This window comes from Pseudomonas sp. Lz4W, from assembly GCF_000346225.2.
Lineage (GTDB): Bacteria > Pseudomonadota > Gammaproteobacteria > Pseudomonadales > Pseudomonadaceae > Aquipseudomonas > Aquipseudomonas paraversuta.
Genome location: NZ_CP017432.1, coordinates 2,404,692 through 2,425,857, shown reverse-complemented (window position 1 = coordinate 2,425,857; position 21,166 = coordinate 2,404,692). Strand labels below are relative to the sequence as shown.

Annotated in this window: 16 protein-coding genes; 7 read left to right on the top strand and 9 right to left on the bottom strand. The window is 61.0% G+C overall.

Annotated elements, in window-relative coordinates:
- The first annotated feature begins 292 nt into the window (after positions 1–292).
- The 7 genes from B195_RS11235 to B195_RS11205 all read left to right on the top strand — a co-directional run bounded on the left by B195_RS11235 (position 293) and on the right by B195_RS11205 (position 9,606).
- On the top strand, positions 293–1,786 hold the full coding sequence (locus B195_RS11235) for an MFS transporter (protein WP_003445284.1): 1,494 nt from the start codon (positions 293–295) through the stop codon (positions 1,784–1,786).
- Between the two features lie 120 nt (positions 1,787–1,906).
- Complete coding sequence (locus tag B195_RS11230; protein ID WP_003445283.1) at positions 1,907–4,132, top strand: TonB-dependent siderophore receptor; 2,226 nt, start codon at positions 1,907–1,909, stop codon at positions 4,130–4,132.
- A gap of 64 nt (positions 4,133–4,196) precedes the next feature.
- Positions 4,197–5,294 carry an ABC transporter substrate-binding protein gene (locus tag B195_RS11225; protein ID WP_003445281.1) on the top strand — a complete coding sequence of 366 codons (1,098 nt, stop codon included), beginning with the start codon at positions 4,197–4,199 and terminating at the stop codon, positions 5,292–5,294.
- Positions 5,291–6,355: an iron ABC transporter permease gene (locus B195_RS11220; protein ID WP_003445279.1), complete on the top strand. Its 1,065-nt coding sequence runs from the start codon at positions 5,291–5,293 to the stop codon at positions 6,353–6,355. Before B195_RS11225 ends, B195_RS11220 begins: the two co-directional genes overlap by 4 nt.
- Positions 6,352–7,158, top strand: coding sequence for an ABC transporter ATP-binding protein (locus B195_RS11215; RefSeq protein WP_003445276.1), 807 nt, complete (start codon positions 6,352–6,354; stop codon positions 7,156–7,158). The genes B195_RS11220 and B195_RS11215 overlap by 4 nt, the downstream gene beginning before the upstream one ends.
- Positions 7,152–8,216, top strand: a complete 1,065-nt coding sequence (locus B195_RS11210; RefSeq protein WP_003445274.1) for a hypothetical protein — start codon at positions 7,152–7,154, stop codon at positions 8,214–8,216. Before B195_RS11215 ends, B195_RS11210 begins: the two co-directional genes overlap by 7 nt.
- Positions 8,217–8,232: 16 nt before the next feature.
- The gene (locus B195_RS11205) at positions 8,233–9,606 is read left to right on the top strand and encodes an MmgE/PrpD family protein (protein WP_003445272.1); all 1,374 of its coding nucleotides are present in this window, start codon (positions 8,233–8,235) and stop codon (positions 9,604–9,606) included.
- Here the strand turns inward: B195_RS11205 and B195_RS11200 are convergent.
- From B195_RS11200 to B195_RS11160, 9 genes are all read right to left on the bottom strand, one after another.
- Positions 9,603–10,226, bottom strand: coding sequence for a TetR/AcrR family transcriptional regulator (locus tag B195_RS11200; protein WP_003445270.1), 624 nt, complete (start codon positions 10,224–10,226; stop codon positions 9,603–9,605). The two genes, B195_RS11205 and B195_RS11200, sit on opposite strands and share 4 nt — an antisense overlap.
- Positions 10,227–10,374: 148 nt before the next feature.
- Complete coding sequence (locus B195_RS11195; protein WP_003445269.1) at positions 10,375–11,793, bottom strand: aldehyde dehydrogenase family protein; 1,419 nt, start codon at positions 11,791–11,793, stop codon at positions 10,375–10,377.
- A 14-nt stretch (positions 11,794–11,807) separates the two neighbouring features.
- On the bottom strand, positions 11,808–13,133 hold the full coding sequence (locus B195_RS11190; protein WP_003445267.1) for an aminotransferase class III-fold pyridoxal phosphate-dependent enzyme: 1,326 nt from the start codon (positions 13,131–13,133) through the stop codon (positions 11,808–11,810).
- Positions 13,130–14,647, bottom strand: a complete 1,518-nt coding sequence (locus B195_RS11185) for a serine hydrolase (RefSeq protein WP_003445264.1) — start codon at positions 14,645–14,647, stop codon at positions 13,130–13,132. The genes B195_RS11190 and B195_RS11185 overlap by 4 nt, the downstream gene beginning before the upstream one ends.
- Before the next feature lie 66 nt (positions 14,648–14,713).
- Positions 14,714–15,994 (bottom strand): OprD family porin, encoded by a 1,281-nt coding sequence (locus tag B195_RS11180; RefSeq protein WP_003445261.1) that lies wholly within the window; start codon positions 15,992–15,994, stop codon positions 14,714–14,716.
- A gap of 130 nt (positions 15,995–16,124) precedes the next feature.
- Positions 16,125–17,756 carry an ABC transporter ATP-binding protein gene (locus B195_RS11175; protein WP_003445259.1) on the bottom strand — a complete coding sequence of 544 codons (1,632 nt, stop codon included), beginning with the start codon at positions 17,754–17,756 and terminating at the stop codon, positions 16,125–16,127.
- 2 nt (positions 17,757–17,758) lie between these two features.
- On the bottom strand, positions 17,759–18,628 hold the full coding sequence (locus B195_RS11170) for an ABC transporter permease (RefSeq protein WP_003445257.1): 870 nt from the start codon (positions 18,626–18,628) through the stop codon (positions 17,759–17,761).
- Complete coding sequence (locus B195_RS11165; RefSeq protein WP_003445255.1) at positions 18,625–19,566, bottom strand: ABC transporter permease; 942 nt, start codon at positions 19,564–19,566, stop codon at positions 18,625–18,627. The genes B195_RS11170 and B195_RS11165 overlap by 4 nt, the downstream gene beginning before the upstream one ends.
- 11 nt (positions 19,567–19,577) lie before the next feature.
- Complete coding sequence (locus tag B195_RS11160; RefSeq protein ID WP_003445254.1) at positions 19,578–21,146, bottom strand: ABC transporter substrate-binding protein; 1,569 nt, start codon at positions 21,144–21,146, stop codon at positions 19,578–19,580.
- Between the last annotated feature and the right edge of the window lie 20 nt (positions 21,147–21,166).

The following is a 21,166-nucleotide window of genomic DNA, read 5'->3' as shown; positions in this document are numbered from 1 at the left end:
GGGCCACCTCAAGAGCCTGGTGCTGGTGGAACTGCAAGCGTGATGGACATCTCGCCCGGGCGTAACCTCAAGGTGTGAACCTGCAGCGCCGCATCTGGCACAGATCTCGCTCCGACCGGGTGTTACTGGACATCATCTGTTCCCCAGAAGCCCTCTGCACTTTCAGCAAACATACATTGCGGCTGACACGCTTCAGATGCTCCCCAATGTTATAAAACTTCAACTATAAATATTGACTGACCGCCGGTCAGTGAAATTATAGTACCCGTTCTTTCTTCATCAGGACTGTCCAATGTCATCTTCCAAACGCTATGCCCTGCTGCTCGCTGCAAGCCTGGGTACCTTTCTGGCATCGCTGGATATCAGCATCGTCAACGTGGCATTACCTTCTATTCAACAGGCTCTGGGTACCGACATGGCAGGCTTGCAGTGGGTGGTCAGTGCCTACGCCATCTGCCTGTCGGCGTTTATATTATGTGCCGGCCCTCTTGGCGACCGATTCGGACACAAACGCACCTGGTTGAGCAGTATCGTGCTGTTCAGCGCCGCCTCGCTGATATGCGCCCTGGCCACCAGCCTGACATTTTTACTGATCGGCAGAGCCATTCAGGGTATTGCCGGCGCGGTGCTGATCCCGGGCGCTTTACCACTCATAACCCATGCATTCAGTGTCCCTAAAGAGCGTGCGCACGCCATCGGCTGCTGGTCAGCTTGCAGTGCGCTGGCACTGGTACTCGGCCCCCTGCTGGGTGGACTGATGATTCATGCATTCGGCTGGCCAAGTATTTTCTTGATCAACCTGCCCATCGGGCTGCTGGCACTGGCACTCGGTAGCTGGGGGATCAGTGAGCGCAAACATCCCGAACAGGCCGCTTTGGACCCGTGGGGCCAACTGCTCAGTGTTTGCGGACTTGGCAGCCTGGGTTACGGCCTGATACGAGCGGGCGAGCACGGTTTTAGCGAACTCGCGGTGCAGTTTGCTTGTGCCATCGGCCTGGGATTACTGGCGGTTTTCATCTGGGTTGAGCATCGAACCGCCCGACCATTACTGCCACTGGGACTGTTTAAAAACCGACACTTTGCAGCGGCCAACCTGGCTTCGTTCGTGCTCGGATTTTCGTGTTACAGCAGCCTGTTTTTCTTCTCGCTCTATTTGCAACAAGTACAAGGCTGGTCGGCATCGCAGACCGGATTACGCATGATGCCAACCTTCGTCTGCATGGCCCTTGTATCTCTGGTCTGCGCAAGGATGCAACGCTTGCTGGGGCCTTCACGCATGCTGCTCGGCAGTTACGTGCTGATCGCGATAGCCATGGCCAGCATGGCGTTATTCACCCAAAACACGCCCTACCCGATCATCTTTCTGCTGTTTTCCCTGCTCGGTATTGGCATGGGCGCAGCAATACCCGCGACCGGGCTGGCGGTAATGACCAGCGTAACCACGCCTCAGGCAGCCGTAGCCTCAGCGACGATGAACGCCCTGCGCCAAACCGGCATGAGCCTGGGCATTGCACTACTGGGTTCGTTGATGAGCTTGCAGGCAACCCGGCACTTACACAGCGCCTTGCTTGCGCAAGGCATACCGGATGCAGCCAGGTTGGCGCATGCCGCGATTCAACAACACAGCCTGCCCGCGCAGGCGACTTGGACCTTGGACTATGCCCGCGCTCTGGCTTCAGGTTTCAACCTGGCCATGCTCAGTGCCGGGTGTTGCAGCCTGTTGGCTGCGCTGGTGCTGGCCATGCAGAAAAGTCGAAACCAGCTCGCTCCAACGCATGCAGTGTGATGTGTAGCGAACCTCACAGGCCAATCGATAATTATTCTCATATCGATTGACCGACGGTCAGTCGAATATTACTATGCGCTCACTTTCAGTCTCCCTCCTACCGCTACAAGGGCATACGTCATGGAAAACGTTGTGAGCTTCCGCGCCACCCCAAGCGCCGCTGCTGCACCGTTGAATGTCCGGCTAAATACGGGTGTGCTGGTACTTGCACTGTGCACTCACGGCTTCAATAGCAGCGCAAATGCTCAAGAGCCGCTGCAACTGGACGCCGTGAATGTCACCGGCGAGGCGCTTGAAGAGACCGATGGCCCGGTCACCGGCTACATCGCCACTCACAGCACTGCGGGAACCAAAACCCTGAGTGCGATACACGAAACGCCTCAGTCGATTTCTGTGGTGACCCGCGACCTGATAGATGCCCAGCAACCCGCCAGCGTTAGCCAGGCATTGCGCTACACAGCCGGGGCCAATAGCGAAAAATACGGAGGCTTCGGTGATCAACTCGACCTCACCCGTATCCGTGGCGTGGATGCCGACTATTACCTCGATGGCTTGCGCATGATCAGCAACGTCTCTACCTGGAGCCCGCAGATCGACCCTTATGCGCTGGAGCGCATTGAAGTGCTGCGCGGGCCAGCCGCTGCCGTTTACGGCCAAGGCACGGGGGGTGGCGTGATCAACCAGGTTAGTCGGCGCCCACAGCCGCAGGAAGCGCACGAGATCAACCTGCAATATGGCTCGTTTGCCCACAAGGAAGTCAGCTTCGACAGCACCGGGCCGTTGAATGACAGTGGCACCCTGCTCTATCGGCTCACCGGTGTAGGCCTGGCCAGCCACGGGCAGGTCGAGGACGTGCGCCATGAACGCTACATGATCGCGCCTGCCATCACCTGGCAGCCCACCGGGCAAACGCGCTGGACGGTACTCGCACAACATCAGCAAGAGCCTGAAATACCCGATTACAACAGCCTGCCAGCCGTGGCGCTGGGTTTAAACCACAGCCCGTTCGCCCGGCTCAATGTGCGGCGCAATTACACCGACATGCACTTTCAGGATTCAAGCCGCAAGCAGGACTCGGTCAGTTCCCTGTTTGAACACAGCCTTGACGCAAACTGGAGCCTGCACAGCAATGCGCGTTATCAGTATGTGAATTCGGATATCACCCGGACCTCGATCTACGGCTACAAAACCATCGATGGCCGGCTCTGGCTGGAGGGCACTTACGGTCTCGCCCCGTCCAGTTCCAATACCTTTTCCATGGACAATTACTTCACCGGCACCCAGGAAATCGGCAATACCCGGCACCTGCTGCTGGCCGGTGTTGACTATCAGAGCGGTACCTTGCGCAGCCAGTCTTACCGCATGACACCGGTGCTGTTCGATCCCAATGCAGCCACTCATTATCGTCCCAGTGCCCGTCCGGATTTTACCGACAGCAAGACACACAACCCGTATTCGGTGGATCAGCAATTCGACCGCTTGGGCTATTACCTGCAAGACCAGATAAGTTATGAACAATGGCGCCTGATGGTGAGCCTGCGCCACGACAAATCCCAGCTCCATGACCGCTCGCAGGCCTATACACCGGCCATGACCAAAAGCAGCCAGACCGATCAAAAGTGGAGCTACCGCATCGGCTTCAGTTACCTGTTTGATAACGGTCTGGCGCCTTACATCAGCTACGCCACTTCGTTCGATCCGGTCCTGGGTGCAGATTACGCGGGGGCAGCCTTTGTCCCGGTCACGGCCAAACAGTACGAGGCGGGGCTCAAATTCCAGTCTGAGGATGCACGCACAACGCTGACCGCCTCGGTCTATGAACTGACCCAGGACAACGTCAAAACAGCTGACAGCGAACACCTGGGGTTCTACACCCAGGCCGGGAGCGTGCGCTCACGAGGCTTTGAAATAGAAGCCAATAGCGCATTCACCGAACGTCTCAATGGCCTGTTCAGCTACGCCTACCTTGACAATCGGATCACTCAAGACACCCGCTACGAAGGTCGCTCGCTGACCCAAACACCCCGGCACACGGCGGCCACATGGCTGGACTATGACTTGCCGCTACCAGCACTCGCCGGGCTGAACCTGGGCGGCGGCCTGCGGTACGTTGGCTCGACCTACGGCAACCCCACCAACAGTTTCAAGGTTCCGGCTGTGACTCTCGTTGACCTCGCGCTGCGTTATGACCTGGGGCAGATGCAGAGCACGTTCAAAGGGGCGCAATTAGCCTTGAATGTATCGAATCTGGCCAACAAGCATTACGTGGCCAGCTGCTCATCCGAGCTGTATTGCTTTATCGGTCTGGATCGAACCATCACCAGCACTTTGTCATACCGGTGGTAAGTCGATGCCTCCTTTAATGTCTTTAACTCGTCGGACTCTGCTGCGCTCGCTCGCAGCAGGGGCCGTGGCCGCCAGTCTCAGCCCCCTGATCAGCGCAGGGGCAATGCGCTCGCGACTCAGAGATATTGCCGGGCGCACTCTGCACATGACACTACCGGCAAAACGCATTGTGCTCGGCGACGGGCCGCTGGCGTATGTCATGGCCTTGCTTGAACCCGATGATCCATTCGCGAATGTGGTGGGCTGGGCCGACAACTTTCGTGCGGCAGACCTGGAGGGTTATCGCGCCTACCAGCGACGCTTTGCCTATATCGATGCAATCCCGACCTTTAAGGGCTCAAGTGTCGGCGCGCTGGACGCCGAACTGGCCATTTCACTGCGCCCGGATGTGATAGTGCTCAACCTCAGCTCGCGCTCCGGCGCCGAGTCTTCAGGCTTCGCCAGGCATATGGAGCAAGCTGGCATTGCGATTATGTATGTTGATTTTCGCAGTCACATCCTGGAAAACACCGAGCCTTCACTGAGGCTGATGGGTCAACTGTTAGGCCAGCAGCAGCGCGCCGCCGACTTCATCGATTTTCGTCGCGAGCACCTGCAGCACATCGCCAACCATCTCACTCCGGCGCCTGAGCGCCCCAGTGTGATGATCGAGCGCGCTGCCGGGCTCTACGATGATTGCTGCCTGTCGTATGGCGACGGCAACTTTGGTGAGTTGATAACGGCCGCAGCCGGCGACAACCTTGGGCAGCACTGGTTGCACGGCCCCTTCGGCACCTTGCACCCGGAGCAGGTGATTGCCGCCCAGCCCGATGTAATCCTGGTCACGGGAGCCAACTGGACGCTGTATTCACCCGCCGGCAGCTGGGTCAACCTGGGGCCCGGGGCCGACCTTGAACACGGTCGTGAACAACTCAGACACCTGATGCAACGCCCGGCCTATCGAACACTCAATGCCGTTCACGCCGGGCGCGTCCACGCCATTTGGCATCCGTTCTACGACAACCCTTGCCACTTTATTGCCGTGCTGCAAATCGCCAAATGGCTGCACCCGCAGCATTTCACGGACCTTGACCCCGACGCCGTGTTTGCCGAGCTGCACCGACGCTTTCTGCCCGTGCCTTATCAGCAAGGGTACTGGCTCAGCCTTGAGGAACATTCATGACCTGCGATTCCCGCTTGCCTTCACCACTGCAAAACGGTCGGCAGTTGTACGCCTCGCTTAGTCGCCGCCGGTTGCTCTGGATCAGTGCCATGGCCTTGTTGTTATTGTTCTCGCTGCTGATGGACCTGGCCACAGGGCAATCGCTGTACCCGCCGCTGGCGGTTCTCACGGCGCTCTGGGATTGGCAAGCGCCGTTGGCCGTCCAAGTGATCTTCTGGGAGATCCGCCTGCCGGTTGCCCTCACCGCGCTCGTTGTCGGCGCCAGCCTGTCGATGGCCGGTGCACAGATGCAAACGGTGCTGAATAACCCGCTGGCCAGCCCGTTCACGCTGGGCCTGTCGGCAGCCGCCAGCTTTGGTGCGGCACTTGGCATGATTCTCGGCGTAAACGTGCTCCCCGCTGCCGCCGTTGCCTTTGCGATCCCGATAAATGCCTTTGCCATGGCCATGGCTGCGGCCTGGTTTATTTACTACCTGAGCAAGCAGCGCGGTATCACCACGCAGATGATTGTGCTGCTCGGCACCACGCTGGTTTTCACCTTTAACGCCTTGCTTGAGGCGCTGCAGTACATCGCCCCGGACCAGGCCCTGGCGGCCGTGGTGTTCTGGACGATGGGCAGCCTGGCCCGCGCCGACTGGATGAAGCTGGGCATCATGAGCACGGTCCTGCTGGCGGTCTGGCCGATCTTCGCGCGTCATGCATGGGCACTGACCGCACTGCGCCTGGGTGAGTCCCGGGCTACCAGCCTTGGGGTGAATGTGGGCCGCCTGCGCTTGCACAGCATTTTACTCAGCAGCCTGCTTGCTGCGGTGTGCGTTTCATTTGTGGGCACCATCGGTTTTGTCGGCCTTGTCGGACCGCACATCGCGCGCATGCTGGTGGGCGATGACCAACGTTTCCTGCTCCCCGCCTCGGCACTCTGCGGGGCGTTAATGCTGTCGCTGGCCTCAGTGCTCAGCAAATCGGTGTTGCCGGGGCAAACCCTGCCCATAGGGATCGTTACTTCACTGGTGGGCGTGCCACTGTTTTTCACCCTGATCCTGAAGCGGAGGTCACGATGACCGAGCGTCTCAACGTGCAACGCCTGTCGGTGGCGTTCAGCCGTCGGCCGGTACTGCGCGCGCTCAGCTTCGGGCCTTTGCAGGCTGGCACCCTGACCGCGTTGCTGGGCTCCAATGCCGCGGGCAAATCGACCCTCTTGCGCAGCCTCAGTGGCGAAATCCCTAGCCGTAGTGCTGTATTTTGCAATCGACAGCCGCTGGAGCATTGGCCCGCGCACCACCCCGCGCGCCCGGTGTATGTACCGCAGGACCTGGGTATGCAGACCTCGCTGCGGGTGTTCGAAGCCGTGTTACTGGCGTGCAAGCAAGGGGGTGGCTGGAGTGTCAGTCAGGTACAACTGGATGCTGTCAGTCGTACCTTGCACCTGCTGGAAATCGCCCACCTGGCCGCCTGTATGCTCGATGAACTGAGTGGCGGCCAGCGCCAGCTGGTCGGCATCGCCCAGGCGATGGTCCGCCAACCGCAAACCTTGTTGCTCGACGAACCCACCAGCGCGCTGGACCTGCGCCGCCAGTACCAGGTACTCAACCTGTTGCAACGGCTGGTACGCGAACAGGGGCTGTGCGTGGTAATGGCGATCCACGACATCAATCAGGCCCTGCGTTATGCCGATGCGGTGCTGGTGCTGCACGACGGACAAATCATTGCCCATGGCCCGCCTCTGCACGTACTGACCCCTGCCCTGCTGGCCAGGGTCTATGGCGTACAGGCCCGTCTCGAGCATTGCACGAACGGCCACTGGATGGTCATGGTCGAGCAGCCCCTTGCCTCATCCCTGCAAAGGACCATCGAAAAATGCTGAACTTACTGATCAAAGATCCACTGCGCGCCGCTGTTGAAAAAGCCTCGGGCGGCCGGCAAACCGTGCGCTACACCGCCAGGGGCCAACCCAGCCATTTGTATGTGGTACCCCGCTTCACGGTCGATAGCAACGGTGCGATCGACACCCCCGGCGGGCAATTGCACCCGGCGTTTATCGTCAATGACCGACCACTCAGCGAAATCTTCTACGGGGTATACCAAGGGGTACTGCGCGACAACGAACTGCTAAGCCTGCCCGGGCAGTTGCCCAGCCGCAACCTGGACTTCAACCGTAGTAACCGGGCAGCCAGAACCTGTGGCCAGGGCTGGCATTTGAGCACCCATGCCGAACGCTCGGCATTGGCGTTGTGGTGTATTGCCAGCGGCTACTCGCCACAAGGCAATACCGGCCACGAGGACGCCCCTTACGGTACCGAAAATGACCCGGTCATGGTCTCGGGTTCAGGCCCCGCTACCTGGCGCCATGACCTCAGCCCGTTCGGCATTGCTGACCTGTGCGGCAACGTCTGGGAGTGGCAGTCAGGCTTGCGACTGCTCGATGGCGAAATACAGTTAATCGCCAACAATGATGCTGCCCACGCCGACCTGTCACGGGATTCAGGTGCCTGGCAGGCGATCCGCCTTGGCGATGGCGTACTGGTGCCTTGCCGATCGCCCGGTAGTGCCAAATTTGATGCCCTGCGCCCCGGCCGTGAAGGTAATGCAGGGCTGGCGGTACTTGCCGAGCAGGTCCAGCACCACAACGGTGAGCCCGGTAGCGATGCCAACTCCCCAGGCCTACTGGATTGCGCCTTCAACCAGCTACGCAGCACGTTGGCATGCGAGTCCCCGTTCCTGTTCAAACTGCTGGGGCTGTACCCCCTTCATGACCTTGTCGACGGCGACCAACTGTATTTGCGCAACTACGGCGAACGCCTGCTTTTGCGCGGTGGGGCCTGGTATTCCGGCAGCAATGCCGGGTTACGCACGCTGTGCCTCAGCCACCCGCGCACCCACGCCAGCCTGACCGTTGGCGCACGCCCAGCCTTTTTCGAATGAGACGGAGCCTTGTGAAATGACCTTTTCAGACCCTATCGATACCCTGCTGGATGTCGCCCATGCATTGCCTGCCAACGCTGTACCCGCCTCGGCTCTGGCCTTCCAGCGCAAACGCCTGCTCGACAACCTTGGCTGCATCGCCGCGGGCTACCAACAAGCGGGTACTGACGCTGCGTTACACCTGGCCCGCCAATGGAGCGGTGTTGCACAGGCCACCGTACTTGGCAGTCGCGAACGCCTGAGCGTCCCGCAAGCTGCATTCGTCAACGCCGTACGGGCCCGCGCCCTGGACTATTGCGATGTCATCTCGCCCGGCTGGCACCCCAGTTCCAGTGACATTCCGGTGGCCTTGGCCATGGCCGAACACTGCGCCAGCAGCGGCCGGGACCTCCTTGCCGCTCTGGCGATCGCACAAGACATCGCTCAACGCATCAATCTGGCATCTCAAGCCAACGGATTTTTCTATCGCGGTTTTGATTCGAACATTCTCGGGCTGATATCCGCAGCCATCATTGCGGCACGCCTGCTCAACCTCGATCGCCAGGCCTTCGCCGACGCTGTAGGGCTGGCCTTTGATTTTGGCATCGGAACCTTTCAGCACTATCAGGACAAGGCCCTCGCGGTACGGATCGGCCAGGGGTTGGTTGCACGACACGGAATTGAGGCGGCATTGCTCGCTCAAGCCGGCATCAGCGGCCCTCGCAGGGTGTTGGGCGGCGAAAATGGCTTTTTCCGTTTGTATGCACCTGCTCCTCCCGACCTGGAACGGCTTTACATCGGGCTGGGCACACAGTTCCTCGGCGAAGAGGCCACCTGCTTCAAGCTCTATCCGCACTGCAGTATCCTGCTGGCCCTGAGTGAAACACTGCTGGCACAACCCCCACTGAGCCGCGAACAACTGCAACACTGCCAACTGCAACTGCGGGTATCGCCGACGATGCGAATGGTCTGCGGCGGCCCGTTCGAACCCGGCACCACAGCGCAGGTCGACGCTCAGTTCAGTGCCCGGTATGTCACTGCCAACGCCTTGTTAAGGCGCCGGGCAAGCCCTGCCGAATTCGATGTGCAAGCCGTAATGGACCCCGAAGTGTGCCGTCTGGCCAGTCTCATAGAGCTGACGGAAGAACCTGCCTTCGAACGCTTTGACCAGTGCCACCTGACCTTGACCGCGCCCGGTATGACCCCGCGCCGGTTGTCGATTGCCTTCGGTCGCGGCTGGCCGGAAAATCCGCTGAGCATCGATGAAATCAAGGGCAAGTTCATGACCTGTTGCGCCTTGTCGGGGTCCGCAGATTTTGTGCAACATGCCTCGACCATCACTCAAAAGGTGGAAGAGCTGGAGGCTGCCGTCAGCGTCTCTCATTGGGTAAGCACGCTGCTCGAAGACTAGTGCCCAAGCATGGCCAGGCAACTGGCGGAAACCTTTTCAGCAAAGGCGGTGCAGTCCTCAAGGCGGTCGACGATGGCATCGTCGGCTACTCCATGAACACCGGAATAAATCATCAACGCATTGACCCTTGGATCAGGAAATTTCCAGACACCCGCCGCCTTGCCGCCTTCGAGAATGCCCATCAACTGGTCAAGAATGGCATTTTTTGCCTTGTTGTTACGGTCGTGGTGGTGATGGTTGGTGTAAACAATGTCATGAATCGAGTACGTCGCAAGATAGGTGACGATATTGGCATGTACCCAGACCCGTAGACGCGATACCCAATCATCCTTGGCACATTGCTCGATGGCCTGTTCCAGCTCCGCGAGAAAATGCTGCGTGTAGCGCTCGCCGAGGGCCACCAGCACGTCGTTCTTGGAGGCAAAATAGGTATAGAACGTACCCTTGGCTACCTGCGCCTCTTCGACAATATCGCTGACGGTGGTGGACTCGACGCCCTTCTCGAGAAACAGGCGCTGTGCCGCATTCATCAGTTCGTCCAGGCGAACTTCGGCAGGCTTGGTTCGAGGGGCACCAGCAGGTTTCTGGCGCGGCTTTGGCCGAGGGCGTGTTTCAATCATGCTGTGGCTCGATACGGTAAAAAATATCCATGCAGTGTATGTGAATATAAATGCCCAGGCCAAGCCGAGGAGGCAGCCCGGCCGTTTGGCGGCCGGGCGTAACCTCAAGGTGTGAGCCTGCAGTCTGCAACGGCGTCAGGGCTAACCGCTAATACCCGAACAGCGACTTGCTCTCCAGGTATTCGTCAAACCCCGACTCACCCCACTCACGCCCGTTACCCGACTGTTTGTAGCCGCCAAACGGCGCGGCCTGGTCGGCCCGTGCACCGTTGAGGTGGACCATGCCGGTGCGCAGTTGGCGGGCAACCTTGCGACTGCGCTCCAGGCTTGCCGAGGTGACGTACCCCGACAAGCCGTAAGGGCTGTCGTTGGCAATAGCGATGGCCTCGGCTTCGCTGTCGTACGGCATGATCGCCAGCACCGGGCCGAAGATTTCTTCACGGGCCACCAGCATGTCCGGGGTGACGTCGGCAAATACCGTCGGTTGCACATAGTAGCCGCGCTCTATCCCTGGCGGTCGCCCCGCCCCCCCGGCAATTAACCGCGACCCCTCGGCAATGGCCTGCGCAATCATGGCCTGTACCCGTTCGTACTGCATGACGTTGGCCACCGGGCCTATGGCTGAGGTCGGGTTACTGTCGTCAAAGCACACCTGCGCCAGCACTTGCCGGGCGATCTCAATCACCGCCTGTTGTTGCACCCGAGGCACCAGCAAACGCGTCGGCGCATTACACGACTGGCCACTGTTGCGCATACAGCCCAACACCGCATGGCGCACGGCGCCTGGCAGGTCGGCATCGTCGAGCAGGATATTCGCGGATTTGCCGCCCAGCTCCTGGGACACACGTTTGACCGTATCGGCGGCCATTTTGGCCACAGCGATACCGGCGCGGGTCGAGCCGGTAAAGGACACCATATCCACGTCAACATGGCGGGCCAGTGCGGCTCCCACCCCAGGGCCGTCGCCGTGGACCAGGTTGAATACGCCTTTGGGCACGCCAGCCTCATGCAGTACCTGAGCGAGGATATGTGCCGACAACGGCGCGCGCTCACTCGGTTTGAGTACCAGGGTGCAGCCCACCGCCAGAGCGGGCGCGAGCTTGCAGGTGAGCTGGTTGAGCGGCCAGTTCCAGGGCGTGATCAGTGCACACACGCCGATTGGCTCTCGCACCACCAGCGAACTGCCCAGGCGACGTTCGAAACGGTATCCGCGCAACACCTCCAGCGCCTGCACCAGATGGCCCAGGCCCGCCGGCACATGGGCATTGCGCGCCAGGGACAGCGGCGCGCCCATCTCCAGGTGCACCGCTTCGATTAAAGCCTCGCTGTGGCGCTTGTAGGCTTCGATGATGCTGTGCAGCAGTTCCATGCGCGCTTCAAGGGAACTGCCGGCGAATCCAGGAAACGCCTGGCGGGCCGCGCGGACTGCACGGTCCACATCCTGCCCGTTACCCAGGATGATGCGCGCGATCACCTGTTCGGTGGACGGGTTCACCACCGTTTCGACGCTTTCGCCGTGGGGTTTGACCCAGGCGCCGTCAATATAGAACTCAAACAAATCGGACATGTTGTCGACGCCCCTCAGGCCACCTGATTCAAAGCACCCGCCAAGGTGTCAAACACCTGGGCAATCTCCTGCGGGCTGATCACCAGCGGCGGCGAGATCACGATGGTGTCGCCCGAGCCGCGTACCAGCACGCCCTGTTCAAAGCACCACTGCGCAACCTCGCTGCCGCGTGCGCCGGCGGCACCGGGGCGTGGCTCAAGTTCGACGGCGCAGAGCAAGCCGATGGCGCGTACATCCAGTACCGGGCCAACGCCCTGCAGCGCCAGCGCGGCAGACTGCCAGAGGCCGCTGACCGCGTTAACGTGCTCGTTGATGCCCAATTCGCGGTGCACCTCGATGGTCGCCAGCCCGGCCGCACACGCCAGCGGATGCGCCGAATAGGTGTAGCCGTGCATCAGCTCGATGACGTTCGCCGGCCCGGCCATGAATGCTTCGTACACCGCACCGCTGACCAGCACGCCCCCCATAGGTACGGCGCCGTTGGTCAGACCTTTGGCCGTGGTGATCAGGTCCGGCGTCACGCCGAAGGCCTGGGCGGCAAAGCTGGCACCTACGCGGCCAAAGCCGGTAATCACTTCATCGAATATCAGCAGCACACCGTGGCGGGTGCAGATCTCGCGCAAGCGCTGCAAATAGCCCTGGGGCGGTGGATAGACGCCGCCCGAGCCTGTTACCGGTTCGACGATGACAGCGGCCACGGTGCTCGGGTCCTGGATATCCAGCAACTGAGTCAGTGCATCAGCGTAACTCTCGCCCTGTTGCGCGAGCCCCGCGCTGAAACGCATGCCCGCGTCGTAGGGCAGCGGCAGGTGTGACACCTCCCCCAGCAAAGGCCCAAAGTCACGCTTCTGGCGGCCGATACCCGACACCGAAAGGCCACCGAAACCCATACCGTGGTAGCCCTTGGCACGCCCGATAAACTTGGTGCGGCGGCTTTCGCCCCGGGCCTGGTGATAGCCCCGGGCGATCTTCAACGCGGTGTCTACGGCTTCGGAACCCGAGTTGGTGAAGAACACGTGCTCCATGCCTGCCGGGCTGATTTCGATCAGGCGCTCGGCCATCTCCAGAGCTTGGGGGTGACTCATCTTGAATGACGAGACAAAGTCCAGGCGCCCCGCGGCCTCGCGAATGGCTTCGACAATTTTTGCCTGGCCATGCCCGGCATTCACACACCACAGCCCGGCCATTGCATCCAGCACACGGTGGCCATCGCTGGTGGTGTAGTACATACCCTCGGCGCTGGTGAACATCATCGGTTGTTGCTGGAACTGGCGCATCGGGGTAAACGGCGCCCAGAACGCGCCGCTGGCAGTCTCTGGCTGTTTGCAAAAATCGTTCATGGTGACTCCTGAAATACTGTTGCGGGATGGCCAGTCAGCGTCGGACGCTGTAACGGACCTGCGTTAACATTGACGCTGCGGTCCACAGACAAGGTGCCGTGCTCAAGCCGGCAGATGACGCGGTCACAAAAGGCCGTTTCGACAAATTGCCAGCTCATGCTCAGCGCCCCGTCTTCGGTCCAGACCGCTTGCGCCACTACCGGGGTCATGTCCGGCTGGTATTGGTGATGCAGATAGTGGCCGGTCATGCTGGTCCGGCTTTCGATGGCGTCGGCGAACCCGGCGCGGATGCAGTGGGTGCCTCGCGGGTCGGTGAGGTAGAAGTCGCAGAAGCCGGCACCAAACACCAGACGCACCTGGCTGACCTGATCTTCATTGGCCTGCATCACGAACCTGCCGCTGAACCCGGCCTGGCGCGATGAGGTCGATGCGCCAGACAGAGACGGCCGCTGCTGGCGGGCCAACAGCGCCGCCAGCCCCGGGTCTGCCGCGCTGTCGGCCGGCCCGTCCAGCGCAGGCAACAGGTGTTCCCACAGCAGGCTGTGCAAGCGCCGTTCGCCCAATGGCAGCCCGGCAGTAAAGGCAATCACCGCGTTCTGCTCCGGCAGCACAATGCACTGCTGGCCAAACACCCCGGAGGCGTAATAGCCACCGTGCAGGGTCATCCACCACTGGTAGCCGTAGCCCTCGCGGCGGGTGATACCGGCGTCGCCGGACTCGTCGCGGCCCAGGTAGCGCTTGCCATCGAAGGCGCCCATCCACACATCCTCGACATGCCCGCGCGTGGCCTCGGCCACCCACTCGCGGGACAGCAGTTGCTGCCCTTCCCAGCTTCCTTGCTGCAAGTGCAGTACACCGAACTTGAGCAAATCCTCGGTACTGCAACTCAAGCCGTTACCGCCGGTGTTGTAACCGCCAGGCGCCAGATCCCACTCGATACGGCCCATGCCCATGGGCTGGAAGATACGTGCGTTGCACAGTTCAAAGGCGGTCTGGCCGCTGACGACACTGACAATGGCCGAGAGCATGAAACTCGACGCGCTGCTGTAGATGAAGCGCTGTCCTGGCGGGTCTTCGACCGGCTCATTGAGGAACAATCTGACCCAGCTTTCACTGCGCCCGCGCCAGGCCCCGCCGGAAATCCCCTGACGATGGCCGGTGCGCATGGTCAGCAAATCGCGCACGGTCATGGCCGCCAGGTGTTGGCTGATGGGGGTCGGGCATTGGCCGGGAAAAAAATCCACTACTTTGGCGTCCAGCGACAGCACGCCGTCATCCACCAACAGCCCGATGGCCATGGACACCCAGCTCTTGGTTGCCGAATGTTGAACGTGCAGCCGGTCTGCACGGTAAGGCGCCCAAAACGCTTCGGCCACCACCGCGCCGTCGCGATACAGCATGAAACTGTGCAACTCCAGGCCCGCAGCGTTCACCGCATCGATGAAATCACTCACGCCACGCGCCGACACGCGTTGTTGGCCGGGCAATGCCCGCCGCAACGGCAAACTCGTCATCTGATCTATCCCCTCATTCCACTGCTTGGGCGTGCGCCAGGCTCACCCTGGCGCACGCCGATACCGCTACCAGAGCGCCAGGCTGTAACCCAGGATCACTCGATTCTCATTGGTGTCGCGGGCAAAGTTGCTGGTGGCGCTGGCGTTCTGCCAACGCAGCGACACGTTCTTGAAGGTGCCGCTCTGCACCACATAGCCCAGGCTTAAATCACGCTCCCATTCGCGCCCTTCGCCGTTGAAGCCGATGACCTTGGCGTCAAAGCCCTTGGCATAACGTGTGGAGAACAACAGGCCCGGTACGCCCAGTACGGCAAAGTCATAGTCATAGCGGGCATGCCACACCCGTTCGTTGGTCTGGGAGAAGTTGGCCAGTTGGTACTCGGTGAACAGGTAGGTGTTGCTGCCGTCAACATAGGTGAAGGGTGTCGCACCGTACTGCTGCTGGTAGCCGCCGCTGAGGTTGTGGCCATTGAGGCCGTAGCCCACCCGGGTACTCAACGCACGGTTATCCACTTTGCCGGCAAGCGCCGCGCCGTCTTCGCTAGCACTGAAGTAACGGATGTCGGTCTTGAACGTACCGGGGCCCCACTTGAAGCTGTTTTTCAACCCCAGATAATGCTGTTGGTACAGGCTCTCCAGTTGCGCGAACTGGTAGGTGACCAGGGTGGTCGGCGTCAGCTTGTAATCGCCGCCGGCGTAGCGGAATTCATCACTCTTGGCGCTGCTTTTGTAGGCGCCGTACTGGCTGGTAAGCCCCATGTCCTCGTAGTGAGTCGAGTCACGCTGCTTGACCTGGTCCAGTTGCCCCACGCTCAACGTCAGGTTGTCGATGTCTTTGGAGGTCAGCGCCGTACCACTGAAACTCTGCGGGAACAGACGGCTGAGGTTCGGCTGCAGGGTCGGCAGGTCGGGCACCATGTAGCCCACCCGCAGCTCGCTTTGGGCCAGGCGCGCCTTACCGGTGATACCGAGCTTGGAGTAGTTGTCATGGGCGCGACGGGCATAGCTGGGGGAGCCCGGCTCGGCCACGCTCGAGCGCGCCAGCAGCCCTGTGCCTGAATTGTCCGGGCTGGAATCGAGCTTTACACCCAGCATGCCGACTGCATCCAGACCAAAACCGACGGTGCCCTCGGTGAAGCCCGACTCAAGGTTCAGGATAAAGCCCTGTGCCCACTCCTCGCGCTTGTTCTGCCCGCTGGATTCGCGGTAGTCGCGGTTGAAGTAATAGTTCTTCAGTTCAAGTGCAGCTTTGCTGTCGGAGACGAAGTCGGCCTGGGCAAACACGGGCATGAAACTGGCGCCCACGACCCCGGCACTGGTAACGACTTGGTTGATGCGGTTCTTCATGTGTAGGTTCCTGGCAGACAGGTTGAGTAAGGTTATTTTTGTTTTCTTCGGCCATGGCTTCGCCCGCTTCGCAAATCATCGATTTGCGAAGGATTGGGGTTCTACGCCATGGCCTGGGGTGCTGCAGTCGCTAAATCACACTGGCGCGAAGGCGATAACTGCCATCCGCACGTTTCTCCAGGGGGCTGGCCGCCGCGAGGAGCCGACGGGTATAGGGGTGTTGCGGGGTGTCGAAAATACTGTCCCGCGAGCCAATTTCAACCACCTCGCCCTGGTTCATCACCGCCACGCGATGGGCGATGCGCTCCACCGCCGAGAGGTCGTGGGAGATAAACAGGCAGGCAAATCCATATTGGCGCTGCAAGCGCTCGAACAGTTCGAGGATCTGCTTCTGGATGGTCATGTCCAGCGCCGAAATCGGCTCGTCGGCAATGACCAGTTTTGGCCGCCTGACCAGCGCCCGGCCAATCGCCACGCGCTGACGTTGCCCACCGGAGAGTTGATGGGCAAAGCGCTCACGGAACTGCTCGGGCAAGCCCACGTCCACCAGGGTATCGGTGACCCGCTGACGCTTTTGCGCAGGGTTCAGCCCCGGCTCATGGCGCAGCGGCTCGGCGATGATCTGGCCGACGGTCATGCGCGGGTCAAGGGATGAATACGGGTCCTGGAAAATCATCTGGCATTGCAGACGATGCGCGCGGTTGGCGGCCTTGAGGATATCCACGCCTTGAAACATGATCGCCCCGGCGCAGGGCGTGACCAGCCCGACCACCGCACGTCCCAGGGTGGTCTTGCCCGAACCGCTGCCACCGACCAGCGCCAGGGTCTCCCCCGGGGCGATGCTCAGGTTCACCGAATGCACCACGCGCTTTGGCACGCTACGGCCCCAGAAACTGCGGGGGCCGGGATGTTCGATACACACATCGCGAACCTGCAACAGCGCGCTGTCTGAGGCCGGTAGTGGTACCAGCTTGCCACGGCGCGGCAACGCCTCCAGTAACTGGCGGGTGTAGTCGGCCCGGGGCGCAAACAGGATGTCTTCGATACGGCCCTGCTCCACGGCTTTGCCCGAGCGCATCACCACCACCTTGTGGGCATAACGCGCCACCAGGGACAGGTCGTGGCTGATAAACAGGATCGCGGTGCCTTGCTCGCGGGTCAGTTCCAGCATCAGCTCGATCACGTCCAGCTGTGCCAGGCAATCCAGCGCGGTGGTGGGCTCGTCGGCGATCAGCAGTGCCGGGCGCAACAACATCACCGACGCGAGCATGATGCGTTGGCGCATGCCGCCGGAAAACTGGTGCGGGTAGGACGCCAGGCATTTCTCGGCGTCCTTGATGCCGATACGTTGCAGCATCGCGATACAGCGCTCGCGGATCGCGGCTGCGTCCAGGGCGGTGTGCAACTTGAGCGCCTCACTCATCTGCCGGCCTATGGTCAGAGCCGGGTTGAGCGACACCATGGGTTCCTGGAATACCATGCCGATCCGTGCCCCCCGTACCTGGCGCATGCCCTTGGGATCAGCGGTATTGAGCGCTTCGCCCTGAAAGGTGATGCGCCCGCCGCACACCTGCATCGGCGTCGGCAGCAAGCCAATGACCGCGCGGGCGGCCATGGTCTTGCCGCTGCCCGACTCGCCCACAAGCGCAACGATCTCGCCGGGTGCCATGTTGAAGCTGAAGTCATCGACGGCCAGCGGACCGTCTGCACCGACCCGAATCTGTAGATTTTCAACAGCCAGTAACGTAACTGGAGCGCTCATGCTCATGTCCTCATGCGCGGGTCGAGACGATCACGCAAGGCATCGCCGAACAGATTGATAGCCAACAAGGTCAGGCTGATAAAGATGCCCGGGAAGATCCCCAGCCATGGCGCACTGGAAATATAGGTGCGGCTTGCCGACAGCATGCTGCCCCAGGTGGCAGCGGGTGGTGGCACGCCGAGGCCAAGGAAGCTCAGCGCACTCTCCGAGAGCAAGGCCCAGCCGAACATGCTGGTGGCCAGCACACACAATGGCGCCAGACAATTGGGGGTGATGTGCCGGAACATGGTGTACAGCTCCGAGTTGCCGATCACCCGCGAGGCCTCGATAAATTCCAGTTCACGTAACGACAGCACGCTGCCACGCACCACGCGCACCACTGAGGGGGTGTAGGCGATGCCCAAGGCAAGCACGATGCCGTACTGGCTGGCACCGACGATCGCCATGATGCCCAGGGCCATGAGAATGCCGGGAAATGCCAGCAACGCATCGTTGAGCATCATCAGCACGCGGTCTGTCCAGCCCCGCAGGTAACCGGCGAGCATGCCGATCAGCGTGCCGCAGATAACCGCTACAGCTACCGAAAGCAGGCTGATCCACAGGCTGGTACGCGCACCAATGATCAAGCGGCTGAACACATCACGGCCGAATTCGTCGGTGCCCAGCCAATGCGCTGCGCTCGGCGGCTGCAGGCGCGACAACAGATCCAGTTTCAGCGGGTCGTACGGTGTCCACACCACACCCAGCAGAGCCAGTGCCACCAATGCCGCGAGCAAGGTGCCGCCGATCAATGCATTCAGCGGCGGGTAACGCCAGGGCCGCCGGGGCTGGCAAGCCGGTTCTGCCGGCAAGGAAAGAGTCTTGAGGTTCATAGCTTCACCCTTGGATCGAACAACGGATACAGCAGATCCACCAACAGGTTGACCAACACGTAGATGCAAGTGATCAGCAGCAGGCAGCCCTGCAGCACCGGATAGTCGCGGGAGAAGATCGCATCCACCATCAGCCGGCCGATCCCCGGCAAGGTGAACACCGTCTCCAGTACCGCAATGCCGCCCAGCAGATTGCCAAGAATCAGACCGATCAGCGTCCAGGTCGGCGCAAAGGCATTACGCAAGGCGTGCCTCCACAACACCGCACTCTCGGACAAGCCCTTGGCCCGGGCATGGGCGATGTACTCCAGGCGTAGCACTTCAATGGTGCTGGCCCGTGCCATCCGCGCAATGGCACCGAACTCCACCAGGGTCAGGGTGATGATCGGCAGCACCACATAGGTCACAGCCTTCAGCGGGTCGCTGGCGAAGCCGACGTAACCGATCACCGGCAGCCAGCCCAACTGAATGCCGAAGACATACAGCAGCAGCAATCCCAGCCAGAAACTGGGCACCGACAGCAGCAGGGTCGCAGTTGCCACCAGGCCCAGGTCCATCACGCTGTTTTGCTTCCAGGCCGCGAGCAAGCCCACCGGCACCGCGAGCAAGGTCGCCAGTAACACCGAAACCAGCACCACCGTGGCGCTGACACTGAAACGCTCGACCAGCAATTCCAGCACTGGCTGGCGGCTGCTGATGGACACCCCGAGATCACCACTGAGCACCGACTTGATCCAGATCAGGTACTGGCTCACCACCGAGTGATCCAGACCCAGGCTGCTGCGCATGTCGGCCAGGCTTTGCGGGTCGGCCATGTCGCCGAGCATCAGCAATGCCGGGTCGCCGGGAATCAGGCGGATCAAGGCAAATACAATCACCGAGATCAGCAACAGGGTCGGCACTGCCATGCCGAGCCTGTGCAATATGAATCGAAACATAGCTCTACGCCTTACTTGGAAGTGTCGGCCAGCTTCACGCCCCACAGGCGCGGCTTGGCAACGGGCCAGGAGCGGTAACCTTCAACGCGCTTGCCCATGGCGCCGATGGCTGTACCGTTGTAGATCACCACCAGCGGCACATCCGTGAGCATCATGCTGTGCAGCTTGTCGAACAGTGGCTGGCGTTTGGCGGGGTCGACCTCACGCTGGGCGTCGCGCAATATCGCCAGGGCCTGGGGGTTGTCCCACACTTTGCGCGGCTCCTTTTGCTTGTCGCCGATGACAGACTCATAGCTTTGCGCAGCATCAAAGCGCCCGGAATATGAAAACGACATCATCTGGTAGCTGCCGGTCTGGTAGCGCTCCAGTTGCGTGCCCCACTCCAGCGTCTCCATCTCGATATTCAGCCCCGCCGCCTGGGCCATGGCCTGGCTGAGCAAGCCCATGTCGAACATCTGCGGGTAGCGTTTATTGACCAGCATGCGGATTTTTTCACCGCCATAACCCGCCTCTTTCAACAGGCGCCGGGCCTCGTCGAGGTTGTAGGTGTAACCCTGGTGGGCGGTGGCGTCGTAATAGGGACTGGCGGTGGGGATTACCGAGTTGTTGACCACCGACAAACCATCGGACAACGCCGCAACCATCTGCGCGTAATCCAGGGACAGCGCCACCGCTCGACGAATACGCACGTCCTTGAGCAGCGGGTCATTGGTCTGGAACAGCAGGCCGCTGATGGTCATGATCGGGCTGACCTGTATCTGCAGGTTCTTGACCTGCTTGAGCTGTGCTGCGTCCATCGCCGTTACATCCGGCAGCAGGTCCACGCCACCCGACAGTAACGCGGCCTTGGCCGACGCCGAATCGGGGATCACCTCGAAACGCACCTTGTCGACAAACGCCTGCTTGTTGCCGGTGTAACCGTCCGCCTCGGCCTCGGCACGGGGGCTGTAGTCCTTGAAGCGATCCAGCTCGACGTACTGGCCTTTCTGCCATTTGCCCAGGCTGAACGGCCCGGTGCCAATCGGTGCGCGCCAACTGCCATCGGCGGCCAGGGAGTCCGGGTGCACAATGCCGCTGCCGGCGCAATCCGGGCGGGCCATTGCCGCCAGGAACAAGCCGTTGGCCTGGTCCAGCTGGAACACCACGGTTTTCGGGTCGGGAGTGGCCACATCGACAATTTTCGCCGCCCCGCGGCCATCGAACTCCGCCAGGCAGCGCCACTGGGTCTTGGGGTCCAGATAGCGTTGCCAGGTCCATTGCACATCCCGGGCCGTCAACAACTGGCCATTTTGAAAGTGCACCCCGTCACGCAGGGTAAAGGTGTAGCGCAGGCCGTCCGGCGATATGTCCACCGCACTGGCAAGCAGTGGCGCGATGCTGGTGTCTTCGCGATACGCCACCAGCCCTTCGACGATATGCATCATCACCGCGTCGGTATTGTCGTCGCGGTTGACGCCCGGGTCGGTGCTGCGGATATCACCATTGAGGCCAACACTGATGACCTTGTCTTGCGCGACGGCCATGGACACTGTGCACGCCGACATTGCGACGGCCAGCGCCGTCTTTACGTAACTGTTCACGGGAGAAAGACTCCTTGAAG

Excerpts from the sequence above, each read along its gene's own strand:
- B195_RS11235 (WP_003445284.1), top strand. The coding sequence starts at position 293 with ATGTCATCTTCCAAACGCTATGCCCTGCTGCTCGCTGCAAGCCTGGGT.
- B195_RS11230 (WP_003445283.1), top strand. The coding sequence starts at position 1,907 with ATGGAAAACGTTGTGAGCTTCCGCGCCACCCCAAGCGCCGCTGCTGCA.
- B195_RS11220 (WP_003445279.1), top strand. The coding sequence starts at position 5,291 with ATGACCTGCGATTCCCGCTTGCCTTCACCACTGCAAAACGGTCGGCAG.
- B195_RS11215 (WP_003445276.1), top strand. The coding sequence starts at position 6,352 with ATGACCGAGCGTCTCAACGTGCAACGCCTGTCGGTGGCGTTCAGCCGT.
- B195_RS11210 (WP_003445274.1), top strand. The coding sequence starts at position 7,152 with ATGCTGAACTTACTGATCAAAGATCCACTGCGCGCCGCTGTTGAAAAA.
- B195_RS11205 (WP_003445272.1), top strand. The coding sequence starts at position 8,233 with ATGACCTTTTCAGACCCTATCGATACCCTGCTGGATGTCGCCCATGCA.
- B195_RS11200 (WP_003445270.1), bottom strand. The coding sequence starts at position 10,226 with ATGATTGAAACACGCCCTCGGCCAAAGCCGCGCCAGAAACCTGCTGGT.
- B195_RS11195 (WP_003445269.1), bottom strand. The coding sequence starts at position 11,793 with ATGTCCGATTTGTTTGAGTTCTATATTGACGGCGCCTGGGTCAAACCC.
- B195_RS11190 (WP_003445267.1), bottom strand. The coding sequence starts at position 13,133 with ATGAACGATTTTTGCAAACAGCCAGAGACTGCCAGCGGCGCGTTCTGG.
- B195_RS11185 (WP_003445264.1), bottom strand. The coding sequence starts at position 14,647 with ATGACGAGTTTGCCGTTGCGGCGGGCATTGCCCGGCCAACAACGCGTG.
- B195_RS11180 (WP_003445261.1), bottom strand. The coding sequence starts at position 15,994 with ATGAAGAACCGCATCAACCAAGTCGTTACCAGTGCCGGGGTCGTGGGC.
- B195_RS11175 (WP_003445259.1), bottom strand. The coding sequence starts at position 17,756 with ATGAGCGCTCCAGTTACGTTACTGGCTGTTGAAAATCTACAGATTCGG.
- B195_RS11170 (WP_003445257.1), bottom strand. The coding sequence starts at position 18,628 with ATGAACCTCAAGACTCTTTCCTTGCCGGCAGAACCGGCTTGCCAGCCC.
- B195_RS11165 (WP_003445255.1), bottom strand. The coding sequence starts at position 19,566 with ATGTTTCGATTCATATTGCACAGGCTCGGCATGGCAGTGCCGACCCTG.